23 protein-coding genes are annotated in these 24,833 nt (G+C 70.3%); 13 read left to right on the plus strand and 10 right to left on the minus strand.

From position 1 onward, the window contains the following. Positions 1-97: GMC family oxidoreductase N-terminal domain-containing protein (locus E1294_RS39985; protein WP_132516173.1), on the minus strand; the 97-nt coding region annotated here is incomplete at its 3' end. Positions 98-292: 195 nt separating this feature from the next. Between E1294_RS39985 and E1294_RS39990 the strand changes: the two genes are divergently transcribed. The 6 genes from E1294_RS39990 (at position 293) to E1294_RS40015 (ending at position 6,456) form a co-directional block, all read left to right on the plus strand. After that, positions 293-1,828 carry a long-chain-fatty-acid--CoA ligase gene (locus E1294_RS39990; protein WP_132516174.1) on the plus strand — a complete coding sequence of 512 codons (1,536 nt, stop codon included), beginning with the start codon at positions 293-295 and terminating at the stop codon, positions 1,826-1,828. An 86-nt stretch (positions 1,829-1,914) separates the two neighbouring features. Beyond that, positions 1,915-2,463, plus strand: coding sequence for an AAA family ATPase (locus E1294_RS39995; RefSeq protein WP_132516175.1), 549 nt, complete (start codon positions 1,915-1,917; stop codon positions 2,461-2,463). Positions 2,464-2,499: 36 nt separating this feature from the next. Next, entirely contained in the window at positions 2,500-3,174 is a 675-nt protein-coding gene (locus tag E1294_RS40000) for an HAD family hydrolase (RefSeq protein ID WP_132516176.1), read from the plus strand. A 10-nt stretch (positions 3,175-3,184) separates the two neighbouring features. Continuing rightward, positions 3,185-4,144, plus strand: a complete 960-nt coding sequence (locus E1294_RS40005) for a phosphotransferase (RefSeq protein ID WP_220448198.1) — start codon at positions 3,185-3,187, stop codon at positions 4,142-4,144. Between the two features lie 101 nt (positions 4,145-4,245). Next, positions 4,246-5,496, plus strand: coding sequence for an extracellular catalytic domain type 1 short-chain-length polyhydroxyalkanoate depolymerase (locus E1294_RS40010; protein WP_246083638.1), 1,251 nt, complete (start codon positions 4,246-4,248; stop codon positions 5,494-5,496). Between the two features lie 315 nt (positions 5,497-5,811). Continuing rightward, on the plus strand, positions 5,812-6,456 hold the full coding sequence (locus E1294_RS40015; protein ID WP_132516177.1) for a DUF6069 family protein: 645 nt from the start codon (positions 5,812-5,814) through the stop codon (positions 6,454-6,456). Between the two features lie 47 nt (positions 6,457-6,503). Here E1294_RS40015 and E1294_RS40020 read toward each other — a convergent pair whose 3' ends face one another. From E1294_RS40020 to E1294_RS55000, 4 genes are all read right to left on the minus strand, one after another. Beyond that, the gene (locus tag E1294_RS40020; RefSeq protein WP_132516178.1) at positions 6,504-7,763 is read right to left on the minus strand and encodes an SAM-dependent methyltransferase; all 1,260 of its coding nucleotides are present in this window, start codon (positions 7,761-7,763) and stop codon (positions 6,504-6,506) included. A gap of 7 nt (positions 7,764-7,770) precedes the next feature. Next, complete coding sequence (locus tag E1294_RS40025; RefSeq protein WP_132516190.1) at positions 7,771-9,120, minus strand: FAD-binding oxidoreductase; 1,350 nt, start codon at positions 9,118-9,120, stop codon at positions 7,771-7,773. A gap of 145 nt (positions 9,121-9,265) precedes the next feature. After that, a complete protein-coding gene (locus E1294_RS40030) occupies positions 9,266-10,234 on the minus strand; it encodes an NAD(P)-dependent oxidoreductase (RefSeq protein WP_132516179.1) in 969 nt (322 codons plus the stop codon). Beyond that, positions 10,231-11,766, minus strand: a complete 1,536-nt coding sequence (locus E1294_RS55000) for a serine/threonine-protein kinase (protein WP_220448199.1) — start codon at positions 11,764-11,766, stop codon at positions 10,231-10,233. Before E1294_RS55000 ends, E1294_RS40030 begins: the two co-directional genes overlap by 4 nt. 253 nt (positions 11,767-12,019) lie before the next feature. On the opposite strand from E1294_RS55000, the gene E1294_RS40040 reads away from it, so the two are divergent. Next, positions 12,020-13,141: a CaiB/BaiF CoA transferase family protein gene (locus E1294_RS40040; RefSeq protein WP_165977734.1), complete on the plus strand. Its 1,122-nt coding sequence runs from the start codon at positions 12,020-12,022 to the stop codon at positions 13,139-13,141. Here E1294_RS40040 and E1294_RS40045 read toward each other — a convergent pair. After that, positions 13,138-14,361 (minus strand): FAD-dependent monooxygenase, encoded by a 1,224-nt coding sequence (locus E1294_RS40045; RefSeq protein ID WP_132516180.1) that lies wholly within the window; start codon positions 14,359-14,361, stop codon positions 13,138-13,140. The genes E1294_RS40040 and E1294_RS40045 overlap by 4 nt on opposite strands. Before the next feature lie 85 nt (positions 14,362-14,446). On the opposite strand from E1294_RS40045, the gene E1294_RS40050 reads away from it, so the two are divergent. Beyond that, positions 14,447-14,965, plus strand: a complete 519-nt coding sequence (locus E1294_RS40050; protein WP_132516181.1) for a TetR/AcrR family transcriptional regulator — start codon at positions 14,447-14,449, stop codon at positions 14,963-14,965. A 19-nt stretch (positions 14,966-14,984) separates the two neighbouring features. Here the strand turns inward: E1294_RS40050 and E1294_RS40055 are convergent, their stop codons facing one another. Further along, positions 14,985-15,437 (minus strand): GyrI-like domain-containing protein, encoded by a 453-nt coding sequence (locus E1294_RS40055; RefSeq protein WP_132516182.1) that lies wholly within the window; start codon positions 15,435-15,437, stop codon positions 14,985-14,987. A 97-nt stretch (positions 15,438-15,534) separates the two neighbouring features. Between E1294_RS40055 and E1294_RS40060 the strand changes: the two genes are divergently transcribed. From E1294_RS40060 to E1294_RS40070, 3 genes are all read left to right on the plus strand, one after another. After that, complete coding sequence (locus tag E1294_RS40060; RefSeq protein WP_181958632.1) at positions 15,535-16,974, plus strand: GuaB1 family IMP dehydrogenase-related protein; 1,440 nt, start codon at positions 15,535-15,537, stop codon at positions 16,972-16,974. Between the two features lie 172 nt (positions 16,975-17,146). Further along, positions 17,147-17,521: an FKBP-type peptidyl-prolyl cis-trans isomerase gene (locus tag E1294_RS40065; RefSeq protein WP_132516184.1), complete on the plus strand. Its 375-nt coding sequence runs from the start codon at positions 17,147-17,149 to the stop codon at positions 17,519-17,521. Positions 17,522-17,757: 236 nt separating this feature from the next. After that, positions 17,758-19,281, plus strand: a complete 1,524-nt coding sequence (locus E1294_RS40070; RefSeq protein WP_132516185.1) for an ATP-dependent DNA ligase — start codon at positions 17,758-17,760, stop codon at positions 19,279-19,281. A gap of 176 nt (positions 19,282-19,457) precedes the next feature. Here E1294_RS40070 and E1294_RS40075 read toward each other — a convergent pair whose 3' ends face one another. Then, complete coding sequence (locus E1294_RS40075; protein ID WP_132516186.1) at positions 19,458-20,822, minus strand: ankyrin repeat domain-containing protein; 1,365 nt, start codon at positions 20,820-20,822, stop codon at positions 19,458-19,460. Between the two features lie 431 nt (positions 20,823-21,253). Here E1294_RS40075 and E1294_RS56540 point away from each other — a divergent pair, with 431 nt between their 5' ends. Next, complete coding sequence (locus tag E1294_RS56540; RefSeq protein ID WP_246083639.1) at positions 21,254-22,015, plus strand: septal ring lytic transglycosylase RlpA family protein; 762 nt, start codon at positions 21,254-21,256, stop codon at positions 22,013-22,015. Between the two features lie 171 nt (positions 22,016-22,186). Here E1294_RS56540 and E1294_RS40085 read toward each other — a convergent pair whose 3' ends face one another. Beyond that, positions 22,187-22,738: a DUF1707 and DUF4870 domain-containing protein gene (locus E1294_RS40085; protein WP_246083640.1), complete on the minus strand. Its 552-nt coding sequence runs from the start codon at positions 22,736-22,738 to the stop codon at positions 22,187-22,189. 181 nt (positions 22,739-22,919) lie between these two features. Between E1294_RS40085 and E1294_RS40090 the strand changes: the two genes are divergently transcribed. Then, positions 22,920-23,264 (plus strand): hypothetical protein, encoded by a 345-nt coding sequence (locus E1294_RS40090; protein WP_132516187.1) that lies wholly within the window; start codon positions 22,920-22,922, stop codon positions 23,262-23,264. Positions 23,265-23,756: 492 nt separating this feature from the next. Here E1294_RS40090 and E1294_RS40095 read toward each other — a convergent pair. Next, positions 23,757-24,833 (minus strand): DUF4192 domain-containing protein (locus E1294_RS40095; RefSeq protein ID WP_342775135.1); only part of this gene is annotated, 1,077 nt, incomplete at its 5' end.

The raw sequence follows: 24,833 nt of genomic DNA on the forward strand, positions 1-24,833 counted from the left end.
CGATCAGTGCCACCGACACACCCGGATCCTCCGAGAGCCGGCCGGCCAGCACGCAGCCCGCCGACCCCGCCCCGACGATCACATAGTCGTACTCCATGACCCTCCTTGGGGAGTGTTTGATCCTTGCTTACTCCAGGCGCAGGGGCACGTCCATATGCCGAGGTGGCCCCGAGACCTGCGGCGGGCCGTGTCCGGAGCGTCGCAGCGAGAGAAATCGCGATTTTGCCCTACCGGCCGGTATGTTGCCCCTGCGAAGATGGCGCCGAAGCCTGCTGAGAGGGAGGAAGGCGTCATGCTCAATCTGTCGGTCGTCCTGGAGGACAGCGCCAGGAACACCCCCGACGGCACCGCGATCGTCTTCGGCGACATGCGGCTGCCGTACTCCATGATCGACACTGTCGCCAACCAGGTGGCCAACCTGCTGGTGTCACGCGGGATCGGCAAGGGCGACAAGGTCGCGCTGGCGTGCCCGAACCTGCCGTACTTCCCGTTCGTCTACTTCGGCATCCTGAAGGCAGGCGCCACGGTGGTGCCGCTCAACGTGCTGCTGCAGTCCCGCGAGATCGCCTACCACCTCGACGACAGCGACGCCAAGGCCCTGTTCTGCTTCGAGGGAACGCCCGAGCTGCCGCTGGGTGAGCGCGGGAAGGCCGGGTTCGAGGCGGCCGCCGGCTGCGAGCACTTCTTCGTCCTCCCCGCCACTCCGCTGGCGACCGAGTCGGAGCACGGCGAGTCGATCTGGGCCGCGCTCGGCGGGATGGCGAGCGAGTTCGCGACCGTGCAGACCGCGGCCGACGACACCGCGGTGATCCTCTACACCTCGGGCACCACGGGCCAGCCGAAGGGCGCCGAGCTCAGCCACCAGAACATGCTGATGAACGCCATGGTCAGCGACACGATGTTCCCCGACAGCGAGGGCGGCGACGTCTACCTGGCGGTGCTGCCGCTCTTCCACTCCTTCGGCCAGACCGTCGTCATGAACACGGGTTTCCTGCGCGGCTCGGCGATCGTGCTGATGCCGCGCTTCGACCCCGGCGAGGCGCTCGCGCTCATGACGAAGGAGAACGTCACGTTCTTCGCCGGGGTGCCCACGATGTACTGGGGCCTGCTCACCAAGATCCACGCCGACGGCGTGGAGGTGCCGCGCTCCCTGCGCGTGGCCGTGGCGGGCGGCGCCTCCTCGCCGGTCGAGGTCCTCAAGGACTTCGAGCAGACGTTCGGGGTCGGCATCCTGGAGGGGTACGGGCTGTCGGAGACCTCGCCGGTGGCCAGCTTCAACCAGCCCGGCCGGCCCGCCAAGCCGGGAACCGTGGGCACGCCGATCTGGGGCGTGGAGATGAAGCTGGTCGACGGCGACTGGAAGACCGTCGAAGGGGAGGGCCCCGGCGAGATCGCCATCCGCGGCCACAACATCATGAAGGGCTATTACGGCCGCCCCGAGGCGACCGCGGAGGTCATGCGCGACGGCTGGTTCAAGACGGGCGACATCGCGACCCGTGACGCCGACGGCTACTATTCCATCATCGACCGCTCCAAGGACATGATCATCAGGGGCGGGTTCAACGTCTACCCGCGCGAGCTCGAAGAGGTGCTGATCACCCACGAGGCCGTCTCCCTCGCCGCCGTGGTCGGGGTCGCCCACGACTCCCACGGCGAGGAGATCAAGGCGTACATCATCCGCACGCCCGGCGCCACGATCACGGAGGACGAGCTGATCGCCTGGTGCAAGGGGAACATGGCGGCCTACAAATATCCGCGCATCATCGAGTTCCGCGACTCGCTGCCGATGACGGCCACGGGCAAGATCCTCAAGCGGGAGCTGCGCTAGGAGCGACGTGCCGGGCACGTGCCCTCCGCGCCCGGCCCTGATCGGCGGCATTCCTGTCACCACCGAGAGAAGAGGAACGCTGCCGCATGCCCGGCTGCCACGAGCACTACATCATCATCACCGGAGGACCAGGCTCAGGGAAGAGCACGCTGGTCGAGCACCTGGGCGCCCAGGGGTTCGCCACGCGGGAGGAGGCCGGGCGGGCGATCATCCAGGACCAGGTGGCGATCTCCGGCCGCGCGCTGCCCTGGGTGGATCCGGAGTTGTTCGCGGAGCTGATGGTGTCGTGGGACCTGCGGTCGTACCGCACGGCCGCGGGGCCGGGACCGGTGGTGTTCGACCGGGGGCTGGTCGACACCATCGGCTACCTGCGGATGCTGGGGCGTCCGGTGCCGCGCCACCTGCTCACCGCTGCCGAGACGTTCCGCTACCACCGGCGTGTGTTCGCCGCCCCGCCGTGGCCCGAGATCTACGAGCAGGACAGCGAGCGCAAGCAGAGCCTCGAGGAGGCCGAGCGGACCTATGAGGCGATCGTGCGGGCCTACGCCGACCACGGGTACGACGTGGTGGCGCTGCCCAGGGCGCCGGTCGAGGAGCGGGCCGCGTTCGTCGCCGGCGCGGTGCCCCTGCCGTGAGGCGGCCCTCGTCCCCGTCATGACAAGGAGGACCCGATGCTGGCGCTCTTCGACCTGGACAACACGTTGGTCGACCGGCTGGACGCGTTCCGGCGGTGGACCGCCGAGTTCTCCTCCGAGCGAGAGTTGGGCGAAGCCGCGGCGTCCTGGATGGTGGAGCTGGACGCGGACGGCTCCGCGCCGAGGGAGACGTTCTTCGAGCTCGTACGCGAACGCTTCCGGCTGCCCGAGCCGGCCGGGGAGCTGTGGCGGGCCTACCGGGCACGGCTGCCGCATCTGGTGTCGTGCCGGACGGAGGTGCTGGCAGGGCTCGACCGGCTGCGGGCGGCCGGCTGGGCGGTGGGCGTCGTGACGAACGGGATGGCCGACAACCAGACGGGCAAGCTCGAACGGTCGGGGCTGGCCTCCCGGCTCGACGGGTGGGCGGTCTCGGGCGCGGAGGGCGTGAGCAAGCCCGACGTGCGGCTGTTCGAGATCGGCGCCCGGAGATGCGGGGCGTCCCCGGGCGCCGGCGGGTGGATGGTGGGCGACGATCTCACGAACGACGTCGGCGGCGGGCGGGACGCGGGCCTGCGGACGATCTGGGTCCACCGGGGCACGGGTGGCACGGGGGCGGAGCCGTCCGGGGCCGGAGCCGACCATGTCGTCACGGACGTCGTCGCCGCCATCGACTGGCTTATTGGCGGGAAATCGCCTGGTTCGTACCGATAGCGTGGTTTGCGTGCGCGATCGGCCGGATGACTTCGACGAAGGGCTGCTGCGTCCCGCGCTGCGCGCGTGGGGCGTGCGGGCCACCACGCTCGACTACGCGCCCGTCGGGTTCGGCGACTATCACTGGGTCGCGGGCGACGGGGGCGGGCGGCGGTGGTTCGTCACGGTCGCCGACGTACGGCGCCGGACGTTCGACGGGCTGGGGCTGGCCATGGACACGGCGGCGGCCCTGCGGGAGGAGGCGGGCCTCGGTTTCGTGGTGGCCCCGCTACGCTCCTCCGACGGCACGACGTTGCGGCGGCTCGACCGGCACCGCTACGCCATGAGCGTCTTCCCGTACGCCGACGGCGCCGCCGGGCACTTCGGCGACGAGCTGACGGCCTCCGATCGCGGCACCGTCATCGACCTGCTGGCCGAGCTGCACGCGACGCCTCCTCCGCTGCCGACCCCGCCGGGCCCGCCGGAGCTGGCCGGCCGGTCCGTCCTGGAGCTGTGCCTGGGCGAGCCGGACCGTCCCTGGCTCGGTGGCCCGTTCTCTGAGCCCGCCAGGGAGCTGATCGCGGAGTATGCGGGCACGCTGCGCCGGAGGCTGACGGAGCTCGCGGAGCTCGCGCGGACGGCGGGCACGCTCGGGGAGCCGGTGGTGACCCATGGCGAGCCGCATCCGGGCAACCTGCTGCGCGCGGACGGCCAGTGGTCCCTGGTCGACTGGGACACGGTCGGCCTGGCTCCGCCCGAGCGCGACCTGTGGCTGGTCGCCGAGGAGCCGGGCGACCTCGCCCGGTACGCCGAGGCCACGGGCCGCACGCCCGAGCCGCGGGCTCTGGCGTTCTACCGGCTGCGGTGGGCGCTCGACGACGTGGCCGAGTTCGTGGAGTGGCTGCGCTCGCCGCACGGGCGCACGCCGGACGCCGAGCAGGCCTGGACGTCGCTGGCCGAGACCCTCGCGGAGTTGCGCGCGACCTCCTGACGGCGAGCCGAAAGTTTCAGCCCGGCGGCGCTCTCTCCAGGCCTTCCTGGCAGCTCAGCGCGTGCCGGTCGCATAGGTCGATAGCAGGAATAGCAGGCGCCGTGACGGCCGCCGCGGCCCTCGTCATCGCCGGCCTGATCACGGCGGCCCCGGCGTCCTCGGCCCAGCTGACGGAGGTGACCGGCTTCGGCGCCAACCCCAGCAACCTGCGCATGCACCTGTACGTCCCCGACGGCGTGCCCGCCCGCCCGGCGATCCTGGTGGCCGTGCACTACTGCACCGGGTCCGGCCCCGCCTTCCACTCCGGCACGGAGTTCGCCTCGCTGGCCGACCGGCACAAGTTCGTGGTCATCTACCCGTCGGCGACCAGGAGCGGCTCCTGCTTCGACGTCTCCTCGCCGCAGGCGCTGCGGCACGACGGAGGCAGCGACCCCGTCGGGATCGTCTCCATGGTCAGGTACGTCCAGGAGCGCCACGGCGCCGACCCCGACCGTGCCTACGTCACCGGGGCGTCGTCCGGCATGATGACCAACGTCCTGCTCGGCGACTACCCCGACGTGTTCAAGGCCGGGGCGGCGTTCATGGGGGTGCCGTTCGGCTGCTTCGCCACCACCGACGGCTCCAGCTGGAACAGCTCCTGCGCCAATGGGCAGATCAGCAGGACGCCGCAGCAGTGGGGCGACCTGGTGCGCGCCGCCCATCCCGGCTACGGCGGCCCCAGGCCGCGCATGCAGATCTGGCACGGCACCGAGGACGGCACGCTGCGCTATCCGAACTTCCAGGAGCAGATCAAGCAGTGGACCGACGCCCACGGCCTGAGCCAGACGCCCAGCCTCACCGACCGGCCGCAGCCCACCTGGACAAGGACCAGGTACGGCGGCACCGGGACCACCACGCCCGTCGAGGCGATCAGCATCCAGGGCTTCGGCCACAGCCTGCCCCAGAGCGGGATGGCCGCCGCGGTCATCGACTTCTTCGGCCTGCCGGACGGCGGCGGCCCGACCACCTCGCCGACCGTCACGCCGGACCCGCCGGGCGCCTGCCGGGTCACGTACACCATGAACAGCTGGAACACCGGCTTCACGGCGGCCGTAACGATCACCAACACGGGCTCGTCCCAGGTCGGCTCGTGGGCCCTCGCCTTCACCCTCCCCTCAAGACAGAGGGTCACCTCCGCGTGGAACGCCACCGTCTCGCCGACCGGCGGCCAGGTCACGGCCACGAACGCCCCCTACAACGGCACGATCGCCCCGGGCGCGTCGGCGTCGTTCGGCTTCCAGGCCACCCACGACGGCGACACCGCCGAGCCGGGCTCCTTCACCCTCAACGGCGCCGCCTGCACGACCTCCTGACGGAAGAGCGGCTTTACCCGCACCCCAACGATTCCCTACAGTAGGTAGCCATCCGGCCACGTAAAGGAGCGATCAGGCAAGGAGAGCACGTGGGCAGGCACGCGAAGCCCCGCAACCCCGAGGAAGATCCGCAGGAGCCCCAGGAGGACTCCGGCCAGGACGAACAGCGCACCAGCCGGGGAAAGCACGCGAAGAAGCAGGGCTAGCCCGCCGGTCCACCCTCCAGCTCGGGTGGGCCGGCCCCCCGTGCGGCTCTTGACGGCGCGTGTAAGGTTTCCGAAGTGCTCGATCGGCATCCGTGACAAAGGTGAGCCCATGTCATACCCCTCGCATGATCGCTATGATCGCCGCCCTGGATCGGCCAGACCACGGGTCAACCCGGCGCGCGTGTGGGGAGGAGGGGTCGCCGCAGCCGTCGTGGCCGCGCTGATCGCGGTGGTCGGCGTGATGATCAGCAAGAGCCTGCTCGGCATCCGCGTGATCGCCCCCGACGGCGATCCCGTCTACGGCAGCGCGGCGACCACGGGCTACGCGATCTCGGCCGCCGCGGCCGCGCTCGTGGCCACGCTGCTGCTCTTCGTCCTCATGCTCTCCACGCCTGAGCCGGCCAAGTTCTTCGGCTGGATCGCCGGGCTCTTCGCCGTCATCATCACGATCCTGCCGTTCATGCATTCCGCCGATCTCCTGGAGCAGATCGCCACGGCCGCCATCAACCTCGTCATCGGCATCGCCATCGCCTCGCTGCTGACGTCGATCGGGCGCACGGCCCTGGAGGAGGCGCCGGACCCCGAGCCTCACCCGTACGAGCAGCCTCGGGGCTACGATCCGCGCGGCTACGACCAGCCCCGCGGATACGACCGGCCGCACTACGAGCAGCCCCGCCACGCGCAGCCCCGCTACGAGCGGCAGGGTTACGAGCAGCGCGGCTACGAGCGCCGCGACCACGATCCGTACGACTGACGCAACCCGTCACGCGGGAGGACCGGCCGGCCCTCCCGCGCGGGCCGTCACGGCCAGTCGACCGCCGGCCGCAGCGGCACCCCCGACCGGCCGTTCCGGTCGAGTTTGACGCCCAGCACCTGGTGGAGCTGCACCTTGTTGCGCTCGAAGCCCACGATGCAGCCCGCCATGTAGAGCGCCCACACCCGGGCCGTGCCCATGCCGACCTCCTGGACGGCGTCGTCCCAGTTGGCGTCGAGGTTGTCGCACCAGTGCCGCAGGGTCTTCGCGTAGTGCTCCCTGAGGTTCTCCTCATGGCGGATCTCGAAGCCGAGGTCCTCCATCTGCCTGATCAGCAGGCCCACCGACTCCAGCTCGCCGTCGGGGAAGACGTAGCGGTTGATGAAGCCGCCCTTGTTGAAGGTCTTCTCCTTGCCGGTCGGCCGGGTGATGCAGTGGTTGAGCAGGCGCCCGCCGGGCTTCAGCTTCCCGTTCAGGAAGGAGAAGTAGGCCTGCAGGTTGGCCTTGCCGATGTGCTCCGTCAGGCCGATCGAGCTGACCGCGTCGAAGCCGGTCTCCCGGACGTCGCGGTAGTCCATGAAGCGGATCTCCGCCAGGTCCTCGAGGCCGGCGTCGGCGATGGCCTTCTGCCCCCACTCCGCCTGCTGCCTGCTCAGCGTCACGCCCAGGGCCTTGACGCCGTAGTGCTGGGCGGCGTGGATGACCATGCCGCCCCAGCCGCAGCCCACGTCGAGCAGGCGCATCCCCGGCTCCAGCCCGAGCTTGCGGGCCACCAGGTCGAACTTGGCGAACTGGGCCTCTTCGAGCGTGGAGTCCTCGGAGGGGAAGACGGCGCACGTGTAGGCCATGGACGGGCCCAGCACCCACGCGTAGAAGCGGTTGGAGACGTCGTAGTGGTGGTGGATGGCCTCGGCGTCGCGCTGCTTGGCGTGGCGGGATCCGAGCCTGGCAAGGGCGCTCTGGCGCATCTCCTGCGGGGGCGGCGGCACGCGCATGAGCAGCGGCTTCATGCCGAGGGCCCGGACGGCCGCGAGCTTCTCCGACGTCGTGAGGTCGTTGGTGGTGATGTTCCACATGCGGTCGAGCAGGGTGTAGAGGTCTCCCTGCACGTCGATGTGCCCGGAGACGAACGCCCGGGCCAGGCCCAGCTCTCCGGGGGCCTGGGCGAGGTAGGCCACCGCGATCGGGGACCTCACCTCGATGGCCAGGTCGGCCCCGTCCGGCCCGGCTTTGCTCCCGTCGTAGGCCGTGAACGCGACATTCGCGTCAGTGCCGACGATCTTCTCGAAGATGGTTGCCAGCGCCATCCGTGTTTCACCTTCCCCGTACACACTTTTCGTACAGGTCCAGCAGGCGACCGTTCGGGTCGTATTCCCGCTTGACCGGCCGGTAGGCCTCGCCGTTGTACAGCTGCCAGAACTGCTCCGGGGCGTAATAGGAGGTCGAGTAGAGCGACTTGTGCCCGTCGAGCTCGTGGACCGACCGCTCGATGAGCCGGTTGTAGTAGCCGTCGAACTGCCCCCGTGGCAGCGGCACCATGCCCCAGAATCCGAAGTTGACGTACAGCTTGCCCGGCTCCAGCGGATAGAGCGGCCAGCGCGAGCCGGCCCGGAGCGGGCACATCCACACAGGTGTCATGCCCACCTTGTCGTGGAAGAAGTCAAGGAACTCGGCGCCGCGCTCGACCGGGACCTCGACGTCCTGGATCACGGACTCCTGCACGGGCTGGTCGCGCCACCGGTCGACGCGGGCGGTCAGGCCGTATTTCCGGTCGAGCGCCACCAGCTTGCGGTAGACGTCGGAGCGCATGTAGCGGCGCGGCATGAGCGAGCGGATCATCGGCTGCTGCACGCCGAAGGCCCGGGAGCACCAGAACCAGTCGGTGTCCCAGCGCCACAGGTAGTCGCGGACGGTCAGCCAGTCGCGGCTGCGCTGCTGGATCGACTGGTAGTAGATGCGCATCCCGGTGTAGTCGGACACGTAGGGGGCACGATCGGCGAACCGGCCGAGCGTCAGGTACATCTCCCCCGGCGTGAAGAAGACGCCGTCCACGAAGTCGACGTTCTCGCCGTCGTGGACCCTGCTGTCGCAGATCTCCTGCATGGCCAGCATGCACTTGCCCGCGTCGGTGAACCTGACGTGCGTGAGATGCACGTACGGCTGCACCTTGCGGAGCTTGATCCGGATGCGCAGCGCGTAGCCCAGCGTGCCGTAGGAGTTGGGGAACGCGCGGAAGAGCTCGCGGTGTTCGTTGTCCTCGCGGGCCACGACGACGCGCCCGTCACCGGTGAGGATTTCGAGCTCCTCGACCGATTCGTGCGGCAGGCCGTCGCGGAAGCTGGTGGACTCGATGCCGAGCCCGGTCACGGCGCCGCCCAGCGTGATGGTCTTGAGCTGCGGGACGACGTAGGGCATGAGCCCGTGCGGCAGCGTGGCGTCGACCAGGTTTTCGTACGTGGTCATGCCCTGGACCTCGGCCGTCATGGCCTCCGGGTCGACGCTGATGACCTCGTCGAGATCGCGGGCCGAGAGCTTGGCCGTGCGGCCCTGGTCGCGGAACCTGAAGAGATTGGACGTCGATTTGGCCAGCCGGGGCGCGGCGCCGCCCGGGATCTCGGCGTAGGACCGCCGGATCTGCTCTACTGCCCGCTGGTGTGTCGACATCGTCGTCGTCACGGAAGCACCCCCTTGAGCCGGTAGAGATCGCCCGTAAGACGTTATCTCTCGCGGGCGGCCCGAACCAGACCGGGGTCGTTAAAGACACGAAAACTGTTTATCGTGCCAGGTGAATCGCCTGCGTGGTAGGCGATTACGTAAACTTTCTGGAGATCATCGATCCGACACCGTTCAGCACGGAGCCCACCTTCCTGCCCTCGACCGCCGCCGACAGGTTGTCCAGAGTGGCCGTGAGCAGGCGGCCGGTGGCCTCAGGAGTGACGCCCGCGACGTGCGGGGAGAGCAGCACGTTCGGCAGGTCGCGCAGCGGGTCGCCGGGGGGCAGGGGCTCCACGTCGAAAACGTCGAGTGCCGCTCCGCCCAGGTGCCCGGAGCGCAGCGCCTCGGCGAGCGAGCCCTGGTCCACGACTCCGCCCCTGGCCGCGTTGATCAGCAGGGCGCCCTGCTTCATGCGTGCCGGGTCGATGAGGCCGCGGGTCTCGTCCGACAGCGCGATGACGACGACCACGACGTCGCCGGCGGCCACGAGCGGGTCCAGGGCCTCGAAGCCGGGGTCGGGACGCGGCGTGCGGGTCCAGTAGGACACCTCGCAGCCGAGCGCGCGGAACAGCTTGGCGCACTCCGCGCCGATCGGTCCGTAGCCGACCACGCCGACGCGGCGGCCGCGCAGTTCGCAGGGCTGCAGGCCCTGCTGGGGCCACTCGCCCGCGCGCACGGCCGCGTCGGCGGCGGCCAGCTTGCGCGACAACGACAGCGTGGCGGCCAGGCACCACTCCGCCACCGCGACGGCGCTGACGCCGGGCGTGTTGGCCAGGGGCACCCCGGCCGCGGCCAGGGCGTCGAGGTCGTGACCGTCGACGCCCACGGACGGCTGCTGCACGAACGCCAGCCGGGGCGCGGCCCTGACCGCCTCGCCGTCCAGCGCGAGCGTGCCCGTCCAGTCGCCGAGCACGATCTCCGTCTCCGGGAGCGCCGCCAGGAGCGCGTCGCGGTCGCGGGCCGCGGGAACACGCACGGTCACCCGGTCGCCGAGCGGCGCGAGCAGGCGGCGCATCACCTCTTCGGGGAGCGGCGGCAGCGCGAGCAGATTCCAGGGTTTCATGCGCCTACGGTAAAGCTGCTGATCACCTGCCGCATCAGCTCCCTGTTGCGGCGCCACTGCCCCTCGGCGACCGTCCAGGACAGGATGTAGGCGGTGTCGCCGATCGCGACCGCCCTGCGCACCTCGCGGTAGCGGACCCCCGGCCGCACCCAGCGAGCGTCGCCCGCCTCGCCGGCCGTCCAGGAGAACTCCCACTCCACGGCTTTGGCGCCCTGGTGGGTGACGCTCCTGAGATCGCGGTTGACGACGTTGACGGCGTTCTGCTTGAACGTCTCCTCGGAGTCGCGGATGATCTGGTGCGGGTCCAGCTTGGCGTAGACGGCCTCGACCCCGAGGTGCGCGCTCCTGTCCTTGCGGGTCCATTCGGTGTACGCCTCGGCGAGCGCGCCCCGCCAGCCCGTCGGCCGCATGATCGACCAGCCGTCCCGCGACTTCCACGCCCGCACGATCGGGACGGCCCTGGTCAGGCTCGGCGTGGGCGTCGGCGAGGCGCTCGGCTGTGTCGCCGTGGCGACCGGCGTGAGCGGGCTGCTCGCCGCGGCCGGGCGTGCGGTGGTGCGCGGCGTGCCCTCCGCCGGTGCGGCGAACTCGAGGTACGCGACCGTGCCGCCCGCGATGACCAGCACCGCCGCGGCGCCGGCCGCGAGCAGGGCCCGGCCGCGCCGCCTGCCCGGCTTCCTCTCCTCGACGTGGTGGTCGTCCTGCGAGGGCCGATTCGCGATGATGGCCGCGAACAGCCGGTCGGCCTCCTCCGCGTCGATCCGGTCCTCGGGCTCCTTCTGCAGCAGGCCGCGCAGCACCTCGTGCAGGGTCGGCGGGATCCTGCGGTAGTCGGGCTCCTCGTTGAGCAGCGCGTTGAGCGTCGCCATGGGGTCCCCGCGCTCGAACGGCGAGCGCCCCACCATGCAGGCGTACAGCGTGGCTCCCAGCGACCACAGGTCGGAGGCGGGCCCGGCGTCGGCGGCGCGGACCCGTTCCGGCGCGAGGAAGCTCGGCGAGCCGGTGACCATGCCGGTCTGGGTGAGCGACGCGTCGCCCTCGGCCGTGGCGATGCCGAAGTCGGTGAGCACGGCGCGGCCGTCGTCGGCCAGCAGGATGTTGCTGGGTTTGACGTCGCGGTGCAGGATGCCGGCCTCGTGCGCGGCCTTCAGCGCCGACAACACCTGCCGGCCCACACCCGCCGCATCTCGTACGGGCAGGGCGCCGGTGGTGAGCACGACCTCCTCGATCGACGGATGTCGCACCAGCTCCATCACGATCCACGGCCGGCCACCGTCCTCGGCCACGTCATAGATCGCGACCACGGACGGATGGTTGAGCTGGGCCGCGGTGCGCGCCTCGCGGGCCGTACGCAGGAGCTGCCGCTCCTGGTCGGTGGGCGAGAAGCCCTCGGGCAGCAGCAATTCCTTGATGGCCACCTGCCGATTGAGCAAGGTGTCGCGGCCTTCCCAGACCACGCCCATCCCCCCGCGGCCCAGTTCGCGCAGCAACTGGTAGCGCCCTGCGATGAGGCGGTTGCTCTCCGAAACCATGTCCTACCCCTGTAGCGGCGAGCGCCTGCCACGGGACGACCGCTGGACGCGGCAGTCCGTGGAGGCGCGTACGCCTTCTGCAGACAACCGCCGTACGCGGTTGCCTGTAGACCATCCGAACAGTGGGCAAGTTTCCCATACCTCCCCCAACTTCGCGGGAAGGTCGCGAAGGTCGCGGAGCTAGGATGGGCGGCTTGCCACAGGCGACCGAAGGTTGTTCTACTGGAGCTGGGCTCACACCGAGGAGACGTACATGCCTGATGATCGCCGTGGCCCGCTGGCCGGAGTGCACGTGCTGGAACTCGCCGGACTCGCTCCAGGGCCGTTCGCCGGGATGATGCTAGCCGATCACGGCGCGGAAGTCCTGCGTGTGGACCGTGTCAAGGCGGTTTCCGACCGGCCGCGCGCCGACGTCATGGACCGCGGCAAGCGCACGATCGGGCTGGACCTGAAAGCCCCGGAGGGCGTGTCGGCGTTCAAGGAGCTGGCCCGGCACGCCGACGTGGTGATCGAGGTGTTCCGGCCCGGGGTGGCCGAGCGGCTCGGCATCGGGCCGGACGACCTGCACGCCGTGAACGAGCGGCTGATCTACGGCCGGATGACCGGCTGGGGGCAGGACGGGCCGCTCGCCTCCACGGCCGGGCACGACATCGACTACGTCGCCGTCTCCGGCGTCCTGTCGATGCTGGGCCGCGAAGGTGACAAGCCGACACCGCCGATCAACATCCTCGGCGACTTCGCCGGCGGCGGGCTCATGCTCGCGTACGGCGTGCTGCTCGCCCTGTTCGAACGGGAGCGCACCGGCAGGGGCAGGGTGATCGACGCGGCCATGGCCGACGGCGCGGCGATCCTGTTCTCGATGTTCTACCAGGCCGTGCAGAGCGGTCATTGGGGGCCGCGCGGCACGAACCTCCTGGACACCGGAGCCCCGCAGTACGACACCTACGAGACGGCCGACGGCGAGTACGTCGCGGTGGGGGCGCTGGAGCCGCAGTTCTGGGAGGCCATGGTGACCCTGATGGGCCTGACCGGCCTGCCCGACAGGAACGACAGGTCGCAGTGGCCGGTGCTGAAGGCCCGCCTGGCGGCGGAGTTCAGGACACGGACGCGGGCCGAGTGGGAGGCCCTCTTCGAGGGTTCGGACGCGTGCGTCTCCCCCGTGTTGTCGATGGCGGAGGCCGCCGCGCACCCGCACAACGTCGCCAGAGGCGCGTTCGTCGAGGTCGGCGGTGTGACCCATCCCGTGCCCGCGCCCCGCCTGCTGGGCGTGCCCGCCCAGGACCTGTCACCCGCCACCCGACAGGCCGACCTGTCGGGCTGGGGCCTGTCGCCGGAGGAGGCGGAGAAGCTGCGCGCCCAAGGAGTGCTCTCCTAGCGTGCCCTCGCCACGGTGTGGGCCGAATAGTCCTTCAGCGTGATCGAGTCGTGCAGGCGCACCCCCTTGGCGGCGCCGATCTTGCTCGCCGTCCTGGTCACGGCCGCCGGCAGGTGATTGATCAGCCGTGCGCCCTGGACCAGCGCCCACAACTCGAACCGGCTGCCGGGCACCAGGCGCTTGGCCGCGGCGATGGCGAAGGCCCGGCTTCGGCGTACGTACTCGCCGATCTCCGCCTCGCAGGCGGGAAGGGCCCGCGTGTGGTCGCCGCCGTGGGCGGCCAGCTCGCCAGCCAGGATGTACGCCCCCACGACCGCCAGGCTCGTGCTGCCCCCGACGGCCGGTCCCGGGCAGTAGCCGGCGTCGCCGACCAGCGTCACCCGGCCCCGCGACCAGGGGTCCAGGCGGAGCTGGGTGATCGAGTCGAAATAGAAGGCCGGCGTACGGTCCAGCTCCTCCATGAGCCGCGGCACCTCCCAGCCCGCATCGGCGAAGTGCTCGCGCAGCCACTCCTTCTGGCGGGCGACGTCCCTGTGGTGGTAGTCGAGCGGCTCCGGGGTCCTGAACAGGAACACCGCCCGCGCGTCGGCCAGGTGCGCCGCGCCGTACATGGCGGCCATCCTGCCGACCCCTGTGACGCCCTCCATCCGCCCGTCGAGCCCCAAGTAGTTGGGCACCGAGGCGACGGCCAGGTAGGCACCGATCCACGAGGTGAAGCGCGACTCCGGGCCGAAGACCAGGCGGCGCACGTTCGAGTGCAGGCCGTCGGCGCCGATCACCAGGTCGTACGCGCCCGTCCTGCCGCTGTCGAAGACCACCTCCCCGCCGTCGGAGATCGAGGCGATGGAGTCGCCGAAGACGTAGCCGGCGTCGTGCCGGGTGGCGTCGTAGAAGATCTCGCTCAGGTCGTCGCGCATGATCTCGACGTGCCGGTCGGAGACCGCCGACATGAGGCGGCGCACCTCCACGTCCACGGGGCGCGCATGCCCCTCCCTGTACATCCTGAGCCGATCCGTGCCGGTCCTCTTGGCCAGGACCTGCTCCAGCACGCCCATCTGCTCGACGATGTCCATCGCGGGCCTGAACAGGTCGATGGCGTGGCCACCCGTCTTCCGCAGCGCGGGAGCGCGTTCCACGACGGTGACCTCGAAGCCGTACCTGCCGAGCCAGTACGCCAGCGCCGGGCCCGCCACGCTCGCGCCCGAGATGAGGATTCGCACCGCACACTCTCCTTACTTAACGGATGGTAAGCACGACGCTAGCACAGCTCCTTACTTAACGATAGGTAAGGGATAGTCTTGGCCCATGCCCAGTGACACCAAGGCCCGCATCCAGGCGGTCGCCCGCGAACTGTTCGCCGAGCAGGGCGTGCGCAACACCAGCCTGCGCCAGATCTCAGACCGGCTGGGCATCACCAAGCCCGCGCTCTATTACCACTTCGCCTCGCGCGAGGACCTCGTGCGCAGCATCGTCCAGCCGCTGATCGACGACCACGACAGGTTCGTGACGGCACGGGGGCCCGGCGACCCGCGCGAGCTGCTGGAAGACTACTTCGAGATGATCTGGCGGCACCGCCAGGTGTTCGTCATGGTGCTCAACGACCTGGCCACGCTGGGCCAGCTCGACCTGACCGACCGCTTGTTCGACTGGCGGCGCCGGCTCGTCGGCCTGCTGCTCGGCGCGGACGTCACGCAGGAGCAACGCATCCGGGCCACGGTCGCGCTCGGCGGGATGTCCGACTGCACGGTCGAATACGCCGGCCTGCCGATCGAGGAGGTCAAGCCGACGGCCGTCCATGCGGCGGCCGCCGCGCTCGGCCTCTGATCCCCGCGCCCGGCCCTCGCTAGAGCGCGATGAACAGGTCGGCGCCGTCGCGGTGGTGCACCTCCAGATCCGTGGTGAACGCGCGCGCCGGCGAACCGCCCGACTCGGTGAGCTGCCACACCTGCTGCCAAGCCTCCACGAGCGTCTGCGGCATCGGACCGCGGGCCTCCAGCTTCAGCGACTTGGCCGCCGGCACCCGGACGGCCACCATGCCCTCGGGCAACCGCGGCACGGTGCGCACGCCGATGCCGACGATCTGCGTGAAAGCCCCGTTGTGGTCGCTCTCGTAGTCCGTCAGTACGGCGTAGAGGTTCTCGTCCACGCGTCCCGGCACGTGCGCGAAAGCCCCCGGCGCGCCCGCCCGCTTCCAGAGCGTGGGCAGTTTGGCGCGCGCCGGATCCTTCTCGTCGGCGTTCGTGGTACGTACGGCGAAGCCGACCACGGTCAGCTCGGTCCGTTCGATGACGTCCACAGGCCCTCCCTCCCCCAAAAGTGTCCCGGCCGATCATAAGCCCCTGAGAAAGGGGGAAACCCTTGGCACACCTTGTCACCACATAAGATGGATGAACGTGAAGTTTCTCAACGACCTCGAGCCTCCGTACGATCTGACCTACAGCGACGTGTTCATGGTCCCGTCGCGGTCGTCGATCGACTCGCGGCTCACGGTCGACCTCTCGTCCAACGACGGCACCGGCACCACCATCCCCCTCGTCGTGGCCAACATGACCGCGGTCGCCGGCCGGCGCATGGCCGAGACCGTGGCGCGGCGCGGCGGCATCACCGTGATCCCACAGGACATCCCGCTGGACGTCGTGGCGAACGTGGTCGACTGGGTCAAGAAGCGCGACCTCGTGCACGACACGCCGCTCACCCTCACCCCGCACGACACGGTCGGCGAGGCGCTGCACCTGCTGCCCAAGCGGGCGCACAACGCCGTCATCGTGGTCGACTGGGACAACCAGCCCGTCGGCGTCGTGACCGAGGCCGACTGCGAGGGCGTGGACATGTACACCCAGCTCTCCGAGGTCATGTCGAGCGAGCTGCTGACGCTGCCCTCCGGGCTCGACCCGCGCACGGCCTTCGACCGGCTGCACGAGGGCCGCCACCGGCTGGCGCCCATCGTCGACGCCGGCGGGCGGCTGGTCGGCATCCTCACCCGCATGGGCGCGCTACGCGCCACCCTCTACCAGCCCGCCGTCGACTCCCAGGGCCGCCTGCGCATCGCGGCCGCCGTCGGCGTGAACGGCGACGTGGCCGCCAGGGCCCGGGAACTGCTCGACGCCGGGATCGACTGCCTGGTCGTGGACACCGCCCACGGCCACCAGGACAAGATGATCTCCGCGCTGCGCGCCGTCAAGGCGCTCGACGCCCCCGTCCCCGTCGCCGCCGGCAACGTGGTGACCGCCGAAGGAGTACACGATCTGGTCGCCGCCGGGGCCGACATCGTCAAGGTCGGGGTGGGCCCCGGCGCCATGTGCACCACGCGGATGATGACCGGGGTCGGCCGGCCGCAGTTCTCGGCCGTCGTCGAGTGCGCGGCCGAGGCCCGGCGGCTGGGGCGGCACGCCTGGGCCGACGGCGGCGTGCGGCACCCGCGCGACGTGGCCCTGGCACTGGCCGCCGGCGCCTCCAACGTGATGATCGGGTCCTGGTTCGCGGGCACGTACGAGTCGCCAGGAGACACCCGTACGGACGCCAACGGGCGCAAGTACAAGGAGAACTTCGGCATGGCTTCCGCGCGGGCCGTGCGGCTCAGGACGGCCGACGACTCGGCGTTCGAGCGGGCCAGGAAGTCCGTGTTCGAGGAGGGCATCTCGACGTCCAGGATGTACCTCGATCCGAAACGGCCCAGCGTGGAGGACCAGGTCGACGCCATCGTGGCCGGGCTGCGCTCGTCGTGCACGTACGCGGGGGCCGCCAACCTGGAGGAATTCCACCGGCAGGCGGTCGTCGGCGTCCAGAGCGCGTCCGGCTACGCGGAGGGCATGCCCCTGCACCAGAGCTGGTGACCGTGCGGGCGGACGGCGAGGAGGCCCGGCACGGCGCTTGCCGCGTCCGGGTCGCGGGAGCGGCTCGCCGGCAGGCCGCTCCCGTCGGGAAACGGAGGAGTCAACGAACGACGGCCATATCGCGAGCGCATAGAGTCGTCGGGTCAGTTCTCATCGTCAACAGGAGCACTTCGTGGCACTCGAGAAGCCCGAGATCGACTTCCCCGGGGGCAACCCGCCCGCCGACCTGGAGATCGTCGACCTGACCGTCGGCGACGGCCAGGAGGCCAAGCCCGGCCACAACGTACGCGTCCACTACGTGGGCGTCGCGTTCTCGACCGGGGAGGAGTTCGACGCGTCGTGGAACCGCGGCGAGGCGTTCGAGTTCCCCCTCGGCGGAGGGCGGGTCATCGCCGGCTGGGACCAGGGCGTCGCGGGCATGAAGGTCGGCGGCCGGCGCAAGCTGGTCATCCCGCCGCACCTCGGCTACGGCAGCCGCGGCGCGGGCGCCCGCATCAAGCCGAACGAGACGCTCATCTTCGTCGTCGACCTGCTCGGCGTCAGCTAGCGTCTCCCTCCTTCCGGGAGAGCCTGCCAGGGCCACCCGGTCGAAGCCGGTCCCGAAGGCGACCTTCCAGCACCACCAGCGGAGCCGCCCTTCGGGCCCGGCGCGAAAGCCACCTCCGGTCCGGCACCCGGCGCAGCCGTTCTCACGCGCTCAGGTTGGGCGTGCACCAGGCGAATCACTGAGAATCCTTGAGTCCGGTGGACGGAATTGTCGGCCACGTGAGGCACCATGAACGTGTGCTTCTGATCGACGTGGTCCGGGTGTCCGAGGCGGTGACGCGCACGTCCGCCAGGCTGGGCAAGATCGGTCATCTGGCGGAGCTGCTGGGCCGGGTCGGCCCCGACGAAGCGGAGATCGCGATCTCCTATCTCTCAGGCGAGCTGCCCCAGCGGCAAGTGGGCGTCGGCTGGCGCACGCTGGAGGATCTCCCCCAGCCCAAACTGGCCGCCACCGCCACGCTGACCGCCGTCGACGCATTGCTGAGCACGATCAAGGCGGTGTCCGGGCAGGGCTCGCAAGTGGCGCGCAAGACGCTGGTGGCCGAGCTGTTCGCGGGGCTGACCAGCCAGGAGCAGCAGTTCATGCGCCGGCTGCTCCACGGAGAGCTGCGGCAGGGCGCGCTCGACGGCGTGATGATCGAGGCGGTGGCCAAGGCGTCGGGCGCTCCTTCGAGCGATGTGCGCCGCGCGCTCACGCTGCGCGGGTCGCTGCCCGCCGTCGGGGCTGCCGCGCTGGCCGGCGGGGTGGCGGCGTTGCACGCGTTCCGGCTGGAGGTGGGGCGGGCGGTCTCGCCCATGCTGGCGGGCAGCGCGCCCAACGTGGCGGCCGCTCTGGAGAAGGCGGGCACGCCCGCGGCGCTGGAGTGGAAGCTCGACGGGGTCCGCGTGCAGACCCACCGCGCGGGCTCGGAGGTCAAGGTCTTCACCCGCACACTCGACGACATCACGCCGCAGGTTCCCGAGCTGGTCGAGGCCGTGCTCGCGATGCCCGCGGAAGATCTGGTGCTCGACGGCGAGGTGATCGCCCTGCGTCCCGACGGGCGGCCGCACCCGTTCCAGGTGACGGCGAGCCGGGTGTCCAGCAAGACCGACGTCGCACGGCTGCGCGAGCGGACGCCGCTCAGCGTGTTCTTCTTCGACGCGCTGCGGGTCGACGGCGCCGATCTGCTCGACCAGCCCTACGCCCAGCGCCAGGAGGCGCTGGCCCGCCTGGTCCCCCAGGGTCTGCTGACCCCGCGGCTGATCTCGGATGAGGTGACGGAGGCAGAGCAGTTCTTCGCCGACGTGGTGAAGGCCGGTCACGAGGGCCTGGTAGTCAAGTCCCTGGCCTCCCCCTACGCGGCGGGCCGCCGTGGCGCCGGCTGGGTCAAGGTCAAGCCGCGGCACACGCTCGACCTGGTCGTGCTGGCGGCCGAGTGGGGCCACGGGCGGCGCCAGGGCAAGCTGTCCAATCTCCACCTGGGGGCCAGAGACCCCGAGGGCGGGTTCGTGATGCTCGGCAAGACTTTCAAAGGCATGACGGACGAGTTGCTCGCCTGGCAGACCGAGCGTTTTCTCGAGCTCGCCGAAGGCCCCACCGACGGCTGGACGGTCAGGGTGCGACCGGAGGTGGTCGTCGAGATCGCCTTCGACGGGGTGCAGCGTTCACCCCGCTATCCGGGCGGCATGGCCCTCCGCTTCGCCCGCGTCCTGCGCTACCGCCCCGACAAACGGGTCGAGGACGCCGACACGGTGGAGACCGTACGCGCACTGATGTTGTGATCTTCGCGGCCTCGCGACCCACCGGCGACGGGCCGACGAGGCGTCGGCGCGGTCGCGACCCTCGGCGCACAGACCTCCAAGATCCGCCCGCGCCGCGGGACGCGCGCAGACCCGACCGACCGAACACCGCAGACCCGACCGGACGCGCGGGAGCAGTCCGGACGCGCGGCGGCAGCTCAACGCGATCGAGTCTCGATCAGATCGTGGAGTTGCTGAGCCACAGGATCGTGCGGGCGAGCGGCGAAAACGATGTGCAGCCAGCCGTCGGCGTCGGCTTGGAGGAGATCGTCGCGGATGGAGGGGTCGGCACCGCGCTCCAGGAGCAGGCGGATCACGTGGAGACGACCGCCCGGGATCGCCCAGTGCAGGCCGGTCCGCCCGAGGTAGGGCGCGACGTCGGGATGGACGCCACGGTCGAGGAACCAGCGCACGACCTCGATCCGGCCGTGCTGGCAGGCATGGACGAACGCCTCTCCCACGATCTCCTCCGGATCATCGGTCACCGGCAGCCGAGACGGAAAGCCTGCGCCGGTGTCGGCAAGGTCGGGGCGTGCCGACGCGGCGCCCGCCCGCAGCCTGCCGTCCGCGTCGAAGCAGGCCCGCACCAGATCCAGCCGGCCGCAGGCGGCATACGTCCAGAGTGCCTTCGGGACGATTCCGTGCCCGGCAAGCAGGTCGACGACCTCCGTGTTGTCGTGGTAGATGGCGTCCTCAAGCGGGGTGATGCCCCATTTCCGGATGCCGGGGTCGGCGCCGGCGTCGAGCAGCAGGCGCACGTACTCCACCCGGTTGGAACGGGCCGCCCAGGTGAGCGGGAGATCCAGGTTGATGGCCTTGCCGAGCAGGACATCGGCTGCGGGGCGGGGCACGCCGAGCTCCTTCCCGAGCCGGACACCGGGGATCGTCTCGGGGCACGCGAGCATGTGCAGCAGGGTGTCGGCCTGCTCGGCGGTCAGACCGGCCAGCCGATCGGTGTCGCCGGCCAGCAGGGCTTCGGCCTCACGGTGCAGCCGCCGCCGCTTCCCCCGGCGTTCGTCGAGGTCGCGCCGGGATTTCTCGGTGAACGACACGAGCTCCCGCCAGGTCGGGAAGCCGAGCTCCCGCGCGATGATCAACCGCGCGTCACGAAGCTCTGCGGTCGTTGCGCAGGTCGCGGTGGTGTGCCGGGGCACGTAGGCCCGCAACCGTCGCAGCGCGCCGGGATCGTCGCGGCGCAACTCGGCGAAGAGGGCATCGGCCATCGAGTCGTAGATGCCCGGCCTGATCCCCATGAGGCGGGAGACCGGCCGATCCTCGGTGGTGCTGCGGCTGTCGACGTGGGCGCGAAACTCGGCCCAGGTCCGGAACCCGTGTTCCTGAGCGAGCACGAACTGGGCGTCGCTGAGCAGGAACCGCTCGGCGGCCCGATCCCCCAGCACGTCGGCGACCCGCGCTTCGGCTGCCGCATCGCCCGCCGCGTACGCGTGATGCAGGTGCTTGGCCTGTTTGCGGTAGTAGTCCAGATTCGGATGGGCCGGCAACTCGAAATGACGATCGGACATCGCAACCTCCTTCGTCGCCGAGGTCCGCTTGCCCGGCCGGAAAGAGGTTGGTCTTATCCAGTGCGTTGACGTGCTGCTCGAGGTGGGAAAATCCCTGCCCGCGGACTGGGAGCGCCCTCGCAACGCTCCTTTCAGAGTAGTGATCCGCTCTGGGTGAGGGCAACCGTCAGGAAGCGTCGAAGGGCCTTCCGGCCCGTTCGTTGCGGTCGGCGTCACGAAAGACGTGGTCCTCGGCCGGCTGCCACCGCTGGGACGAGCCCGTGAGATGAGTCACTTAATGTCCCATTAAGTTGTCTTTACTCGCCGTTTGTCGCATATGTTCGTCCTCATCGCGCGGGATCCACCAGCCCGCCCGCGGATCGGCCGCCGTACGCCCTCGTTCCCCTCTCGGCCCGGCCTTTCCCTGCCCTATCCCCTAAGTAGGACCGTGGTTGACGTTGGGCCAGCATTCCCGCAAGCCATCTCCACATGACCGCAAGCTCTCCCCCGCCAAGCGGTGGACCGCCGTCGCAGCCGGCGCCGCCGTCGTCTGCGCCGCCTCGACGACCGCCTGGGCCGCCTTCGGCAACGACGACTCCTACCGGCGCACGATGGGCACCGCTCCCGGCCAGGCCACCACCCCGGACGAAGCCGCCCGCCGGCACAACTCGCGCCCGTCCCCCGCCTCCACGACCCCGGCGGCCCACCCGGAGACGACAACATCCCCTGATTCCGGTGGTGACACCGGCTCCCAGGGGTCCGGGCCGGTGACGGCGACCCCGAGCCCTGGCGCGAAGACGGACTCCCGGGAGCGCCGGGCGAAGGCTGAAGCCGGAGGGTCGGGAGCGAAGATCGAATCAGAGGAGACGGCCAAGCCCGGAACTCCCAAGCCGAAGACGCACTCCTCGAAGCCCGCATTCCGCGTGTTGTCGTCCGGTAAGTGCGGTGCTTCGTACTATGGCGACCCTCAGATGACGGCCAGCGGCGAGCGCTTCGATCCCTCGGCGATGACCGCCGCGCACAAGACCCTCCCGTTGGGCAGCAAGGTCCGCGTGATCAACCCGGCCAATAGGGAGGCGGTCACGGTCCGCATCAACGACCGCGGTCCGTACATCGGCGGCCGCTGCCTCGACCTGTCCAGAGCCGCCTTCGCCGCCATCGGCAACATCAGTGCCGGTGTGATGAAGGTCAGGTATCAGGTCCTGGCCCGCTGATCTTGGGTACAGCCGATCAGCGGCAGGGCGATGACCGACCCAGGCCCGGCCGGCCGGCGCCTCGGCCGGGAAGCCTTCCGACGGGTGTACGCCGGGGAGGACGCCAAGGCGCCCCGCAGAGGTCAGGGCCTCGGCGGGGCGCACGCAGAAGAAGCGAGACGAGACGTCGTGTCACTTGACCAGGCGGAGCGTCATCGGGTAACGGAAGTTGCCCTCCGTCAGGGCCGAGACGCCGCCGACGATCGCGAGGACCACGGCCACGACCCAGATGATCGGCACCAGCACGACGCCGATGATGGTGAAGGGCAGCAAGATCGACGCCCCTACGAGCGTGATCTGGAAGTTGAGCGCCTCCAGCGCCTGGCGGCGGATGTAGGGGGAGGTCTTGCCCCCGGTGAGCAGCAGGATCAGCGGGGCCACGATCGGTACGCCGAGCAGCAGCACCATGTGGCCGATGGCCGCGCCGAGGCGTTCGTTGCTCTCCGGCGCACGCTCGTGGCGAACCTCAGCCGCGGGAGGAGGACCGAGCTTGGGCACGACCTGGGTGCCGTAGATCTCGGTCATAATGGGCATCAGATCGCCGTGCGTGCGCGCCGTCATCGCGCGCTCCAGCCGGTCGTCGAACTCGAACTTGTCGAAGCGGCCCTCCGCGTAGGCGGCCTTGACGTGCTCCACCACGTGCTCTCGGTCCTGGGTGGTGACGCGCAGTTGAGCTGGCGGCACCTGTCCCGGCCCAGGGGTTGTCGGTACCCCAGCCATCATGGCCATGCCTCTCCCTCGGTGAGCATCGAACGGTCTCCCCCCATACTGCGTTCTCGAGGCCCAGGGTGCTATCCGGAGAATCCCCGATCTGTCCCCTAGATCATCCCCGACGCGGAGCCTCCAGATCGTATAAAAAGGATTCATGAGATGGCGCGACCGCTACGGCCTGCGTCGGCTGCGCGGCCCCAAAGTCGCAAAGTTCGACCGTGAGGCGACAGACGCCGACATCGAAGCGCTCATCGCCTTTGCCCGATCGCGGCGTGGCGTCGAGTTCTACGTCGAGCCAGAGACTTTCGCCACCGACACGACCGCTGTGGCGGTGGCCGACGACGGCGAGTGGACCAGGCGAAGAGTCGGCTCACCGGCAGTCATTCGCAAGGTCGCTCGAAATCTTGCCCTGCCGGTGTACGACGTTCAGCTCACTGGATATCCGCGGCGGATGCGTGATTACAACGAGCGCCGCCGCCGTGAGGAGGACACCCCCTAACCGAAATAACCGGAATTCCCCCTTTCCCCTGATTCGCCAAGCGGCTGAGGGCCAGACATGCTGGCATTCTCACGTGGATGAGCAGGTCACAGCGCTGATTCTACGTTCCCACCGGCCACAGCCCGCGCTGGCCCACTGCCGCACTGGTCGTGCTTGTCGTGCCTGGTCGTGCTGGTCTGGGATGTGCAGATCTCTCAGCACACCCCTCGTCGTGACGGTGCCGGATGCGGCGGCGTCAAATGCCGCAGTCCGGGATGCCGCGGTCCGGAATGCCGAATGTCGGCAACCGCGGTCGGTGACGGCATGCGAACGTGCGATGGGCACCCGTCCGGTGACCGCCCGCGCCACCGCACACGGTCGCCGGGCGTACATCGCCGTTGACGAGAGGGCACTCACGGGCGGCGGCGCTGCTGACGGCGGTGGTCGACGGCGGTGCGCCGGCCGACGGTGGGGCGGTGCGTTGTCGTCGAGGCGGCGAACGGCGGGGGCGCATCATTCACGTGGTGGGGGCGGGGCCTCGTCGTCGAGCACGTTGACGAGGGGCAGCAGCCACGCCGCGTGTACGGGCCCCATGGCGGCGTCGAGCTCGGCCGGGGTGGGCAGACGGTTTCGGAGGACGCTCGGGGAGAGCAGGTTCTGCAGGGCGTGCATGAGGAGGTTGGCCATCGAGTAGCCGGGGTCGACGGCCAGGGCGCGCTCGAGTGCGATGGTGGCCTGGACGTTGTTTCCTCCTCGCCAGGACGCCATGGCCAGGAGGGAGGCGGCCGGCGGCGTGAAGCGCGGCTCCAGCCTGCGCGTCAGATCTTTCCACAGGGGTGCGTGGGATTCGTCCATGAGGGTCCATGCCTCGTCGCGGACGCGGATGATCGCCAGGTCCAGGCCGAGCCTGGCGGCCTCGGCGTCGTCGAGGCGGCCGCCCCCGGCGTGGGTCCGCACCGCCGACCGAACCCTGGCCAGGCCCTCCGAGACGAACTGCCGGGCGTAGGCGTCGACGTCTGGGGTGGCGGTGAGCCCGGCCCTGACCTCCGCGACCGCGTGGGACGTGGCGCGGTGCATCGCCATGCGCACCGGGCCGGTGACAGGGGCCAGCGTGCGCTCCAGCGCCTCGCGGTCGGGCAGGGCCACCAGGCCCCGGACCGTCGCCTCGGCGGCGATCTCGCTGGTGGACGGGTCATAGGGGGTGCCTTCCGCGGGACAACATCCGGGGACGTCGCAGATGTAGGACCAGTAGCGGCCCTCATGGGCACGGAGCGCCTCTCCCACGTGGACGCCGGCCCGCGGAGCCAGCCGCCTGACCTCGTCGACCGCCGGGGTGACCACGTCGCCGGGACCGTAGCCGATGATCACGATCTCTGTGACGCTCTCCCGCTGCAAGAGGGGGGCCAGCGGGTCGAGGGTGCCGGACTCCAGCGGGAGACCCCACCGGGCCACGACCTTGGTCGCGCCGTGGTCGATGCCGATCACCACGAGGGAGGCCTTCGGGTGGAAACCCACCAAGTAGGGGACGGCTGCGAGGACGTCGGAGGGGCTGGCCAAGGTGAGGCGGGGCTCGTCGGTGAAGGCGGGGGC

Origin of the sequence: Nonomuraea diastatica (assembly GCF_004349015.1) — a bacterium.
GTDB lineage: Bacteria > Actinomycetota > Actinomycetes > Streptosporangiales > Streptosporangiaceae > Nonomuraea > Nonomuraea diastatica.

What these genes read in the sequence shown, in the direction of transcription:
- E1294_RS55000 (WP_220448199.1), bottom strand. Translation starts at nt 11,766, where the DNA reads ATGGTTTCGGAGAGCAACCGCCTCATCGCAGGGCGCTACCAGTTGCTG.
- E1294_RS40020 (WP_132516178.1), bottom strand. Translation starts at nt 7,763, where the DNA reads ATGGCGCTGGCAACCATCTTCGAGAAGATCGTCGGCACTGACGCGAAT.
- E1294_RS40000 (WP_132516176.1), top strand. Translation starts at nt 2,500, where the DNA reads ATGCTGGCGCTCTTCGACCTGGACAACACGTTGGTCGACCGGCTGGAC.
- E1294_RS40040 (WP_165977734.1), top strand. Translation starts at nt 12,020, where the DNA reads ATGCCTGATGATCGCCGTGGCCCGCTGGCCGGAGTGCACGTGCTGGAA.
- E1294_RS40050 (WP_132516181.1), top strand. Translation starts at nt 14,447, where the DNA reads ATGCCCAGTGACACCAAGGCCCGCATCCAGGCGGTCGCCCGCGAACTG.
- E1294_RS39990 (WP_132516174.1), top strand. Translation starts at nt 293, where the DNA reads ATGCTCAATCTGTCGGTCGTCCTGGAGGACAGCGCCAGGAACACCCCC.
- E1294_RS40025 (WP_132516190.1), bottom strand. Translation starts at nt 9,120, where the DNA reads ATGTCGACACACCAGCGGGCAGTAGAGCAGATCCGGCGGTCCTACGCC.
- E1294_RS40015 (WP_132516177.1), top strand. Translation starts at nt 5,812, where the DNA reads ATGTCATACCCCTCGCATGATCGCTATGATCGCCGCCCTGGATCGGCC.
- E1294_RS40090 (WP_132516187.1), top strand. Translation starts at nt 22,920, where the DNA reads ATGAGATGGCGCGACCGCTACGGCCTGCGTCGGCTGCGCGGCCCCAAA.
- E1294_RS40030 (WP_132516179.1), bottom strand. Translation starts at nt 10,234, where the DNA reads ATGAAACCCTGGAATCTGCTCGCGCTGCCGCCGCTCCCCGAAGAGGTG.
- E1294_RS40075 (WP_132516186.1), bottom strand. Translation starts at nt 20,822, where the DNA reads ATGTCCGATCGTCATTTCGAGTTGCCGGCCCATCCGAATCTGGACTAC.
- E1294_RS39995 (WP_132516175.1), top strand. Translation starts at nt 1,915, where the DNA reads ATGCCCGGCTGCCACGAGCACTACATCATCATCACCGGAGGACCAGGC.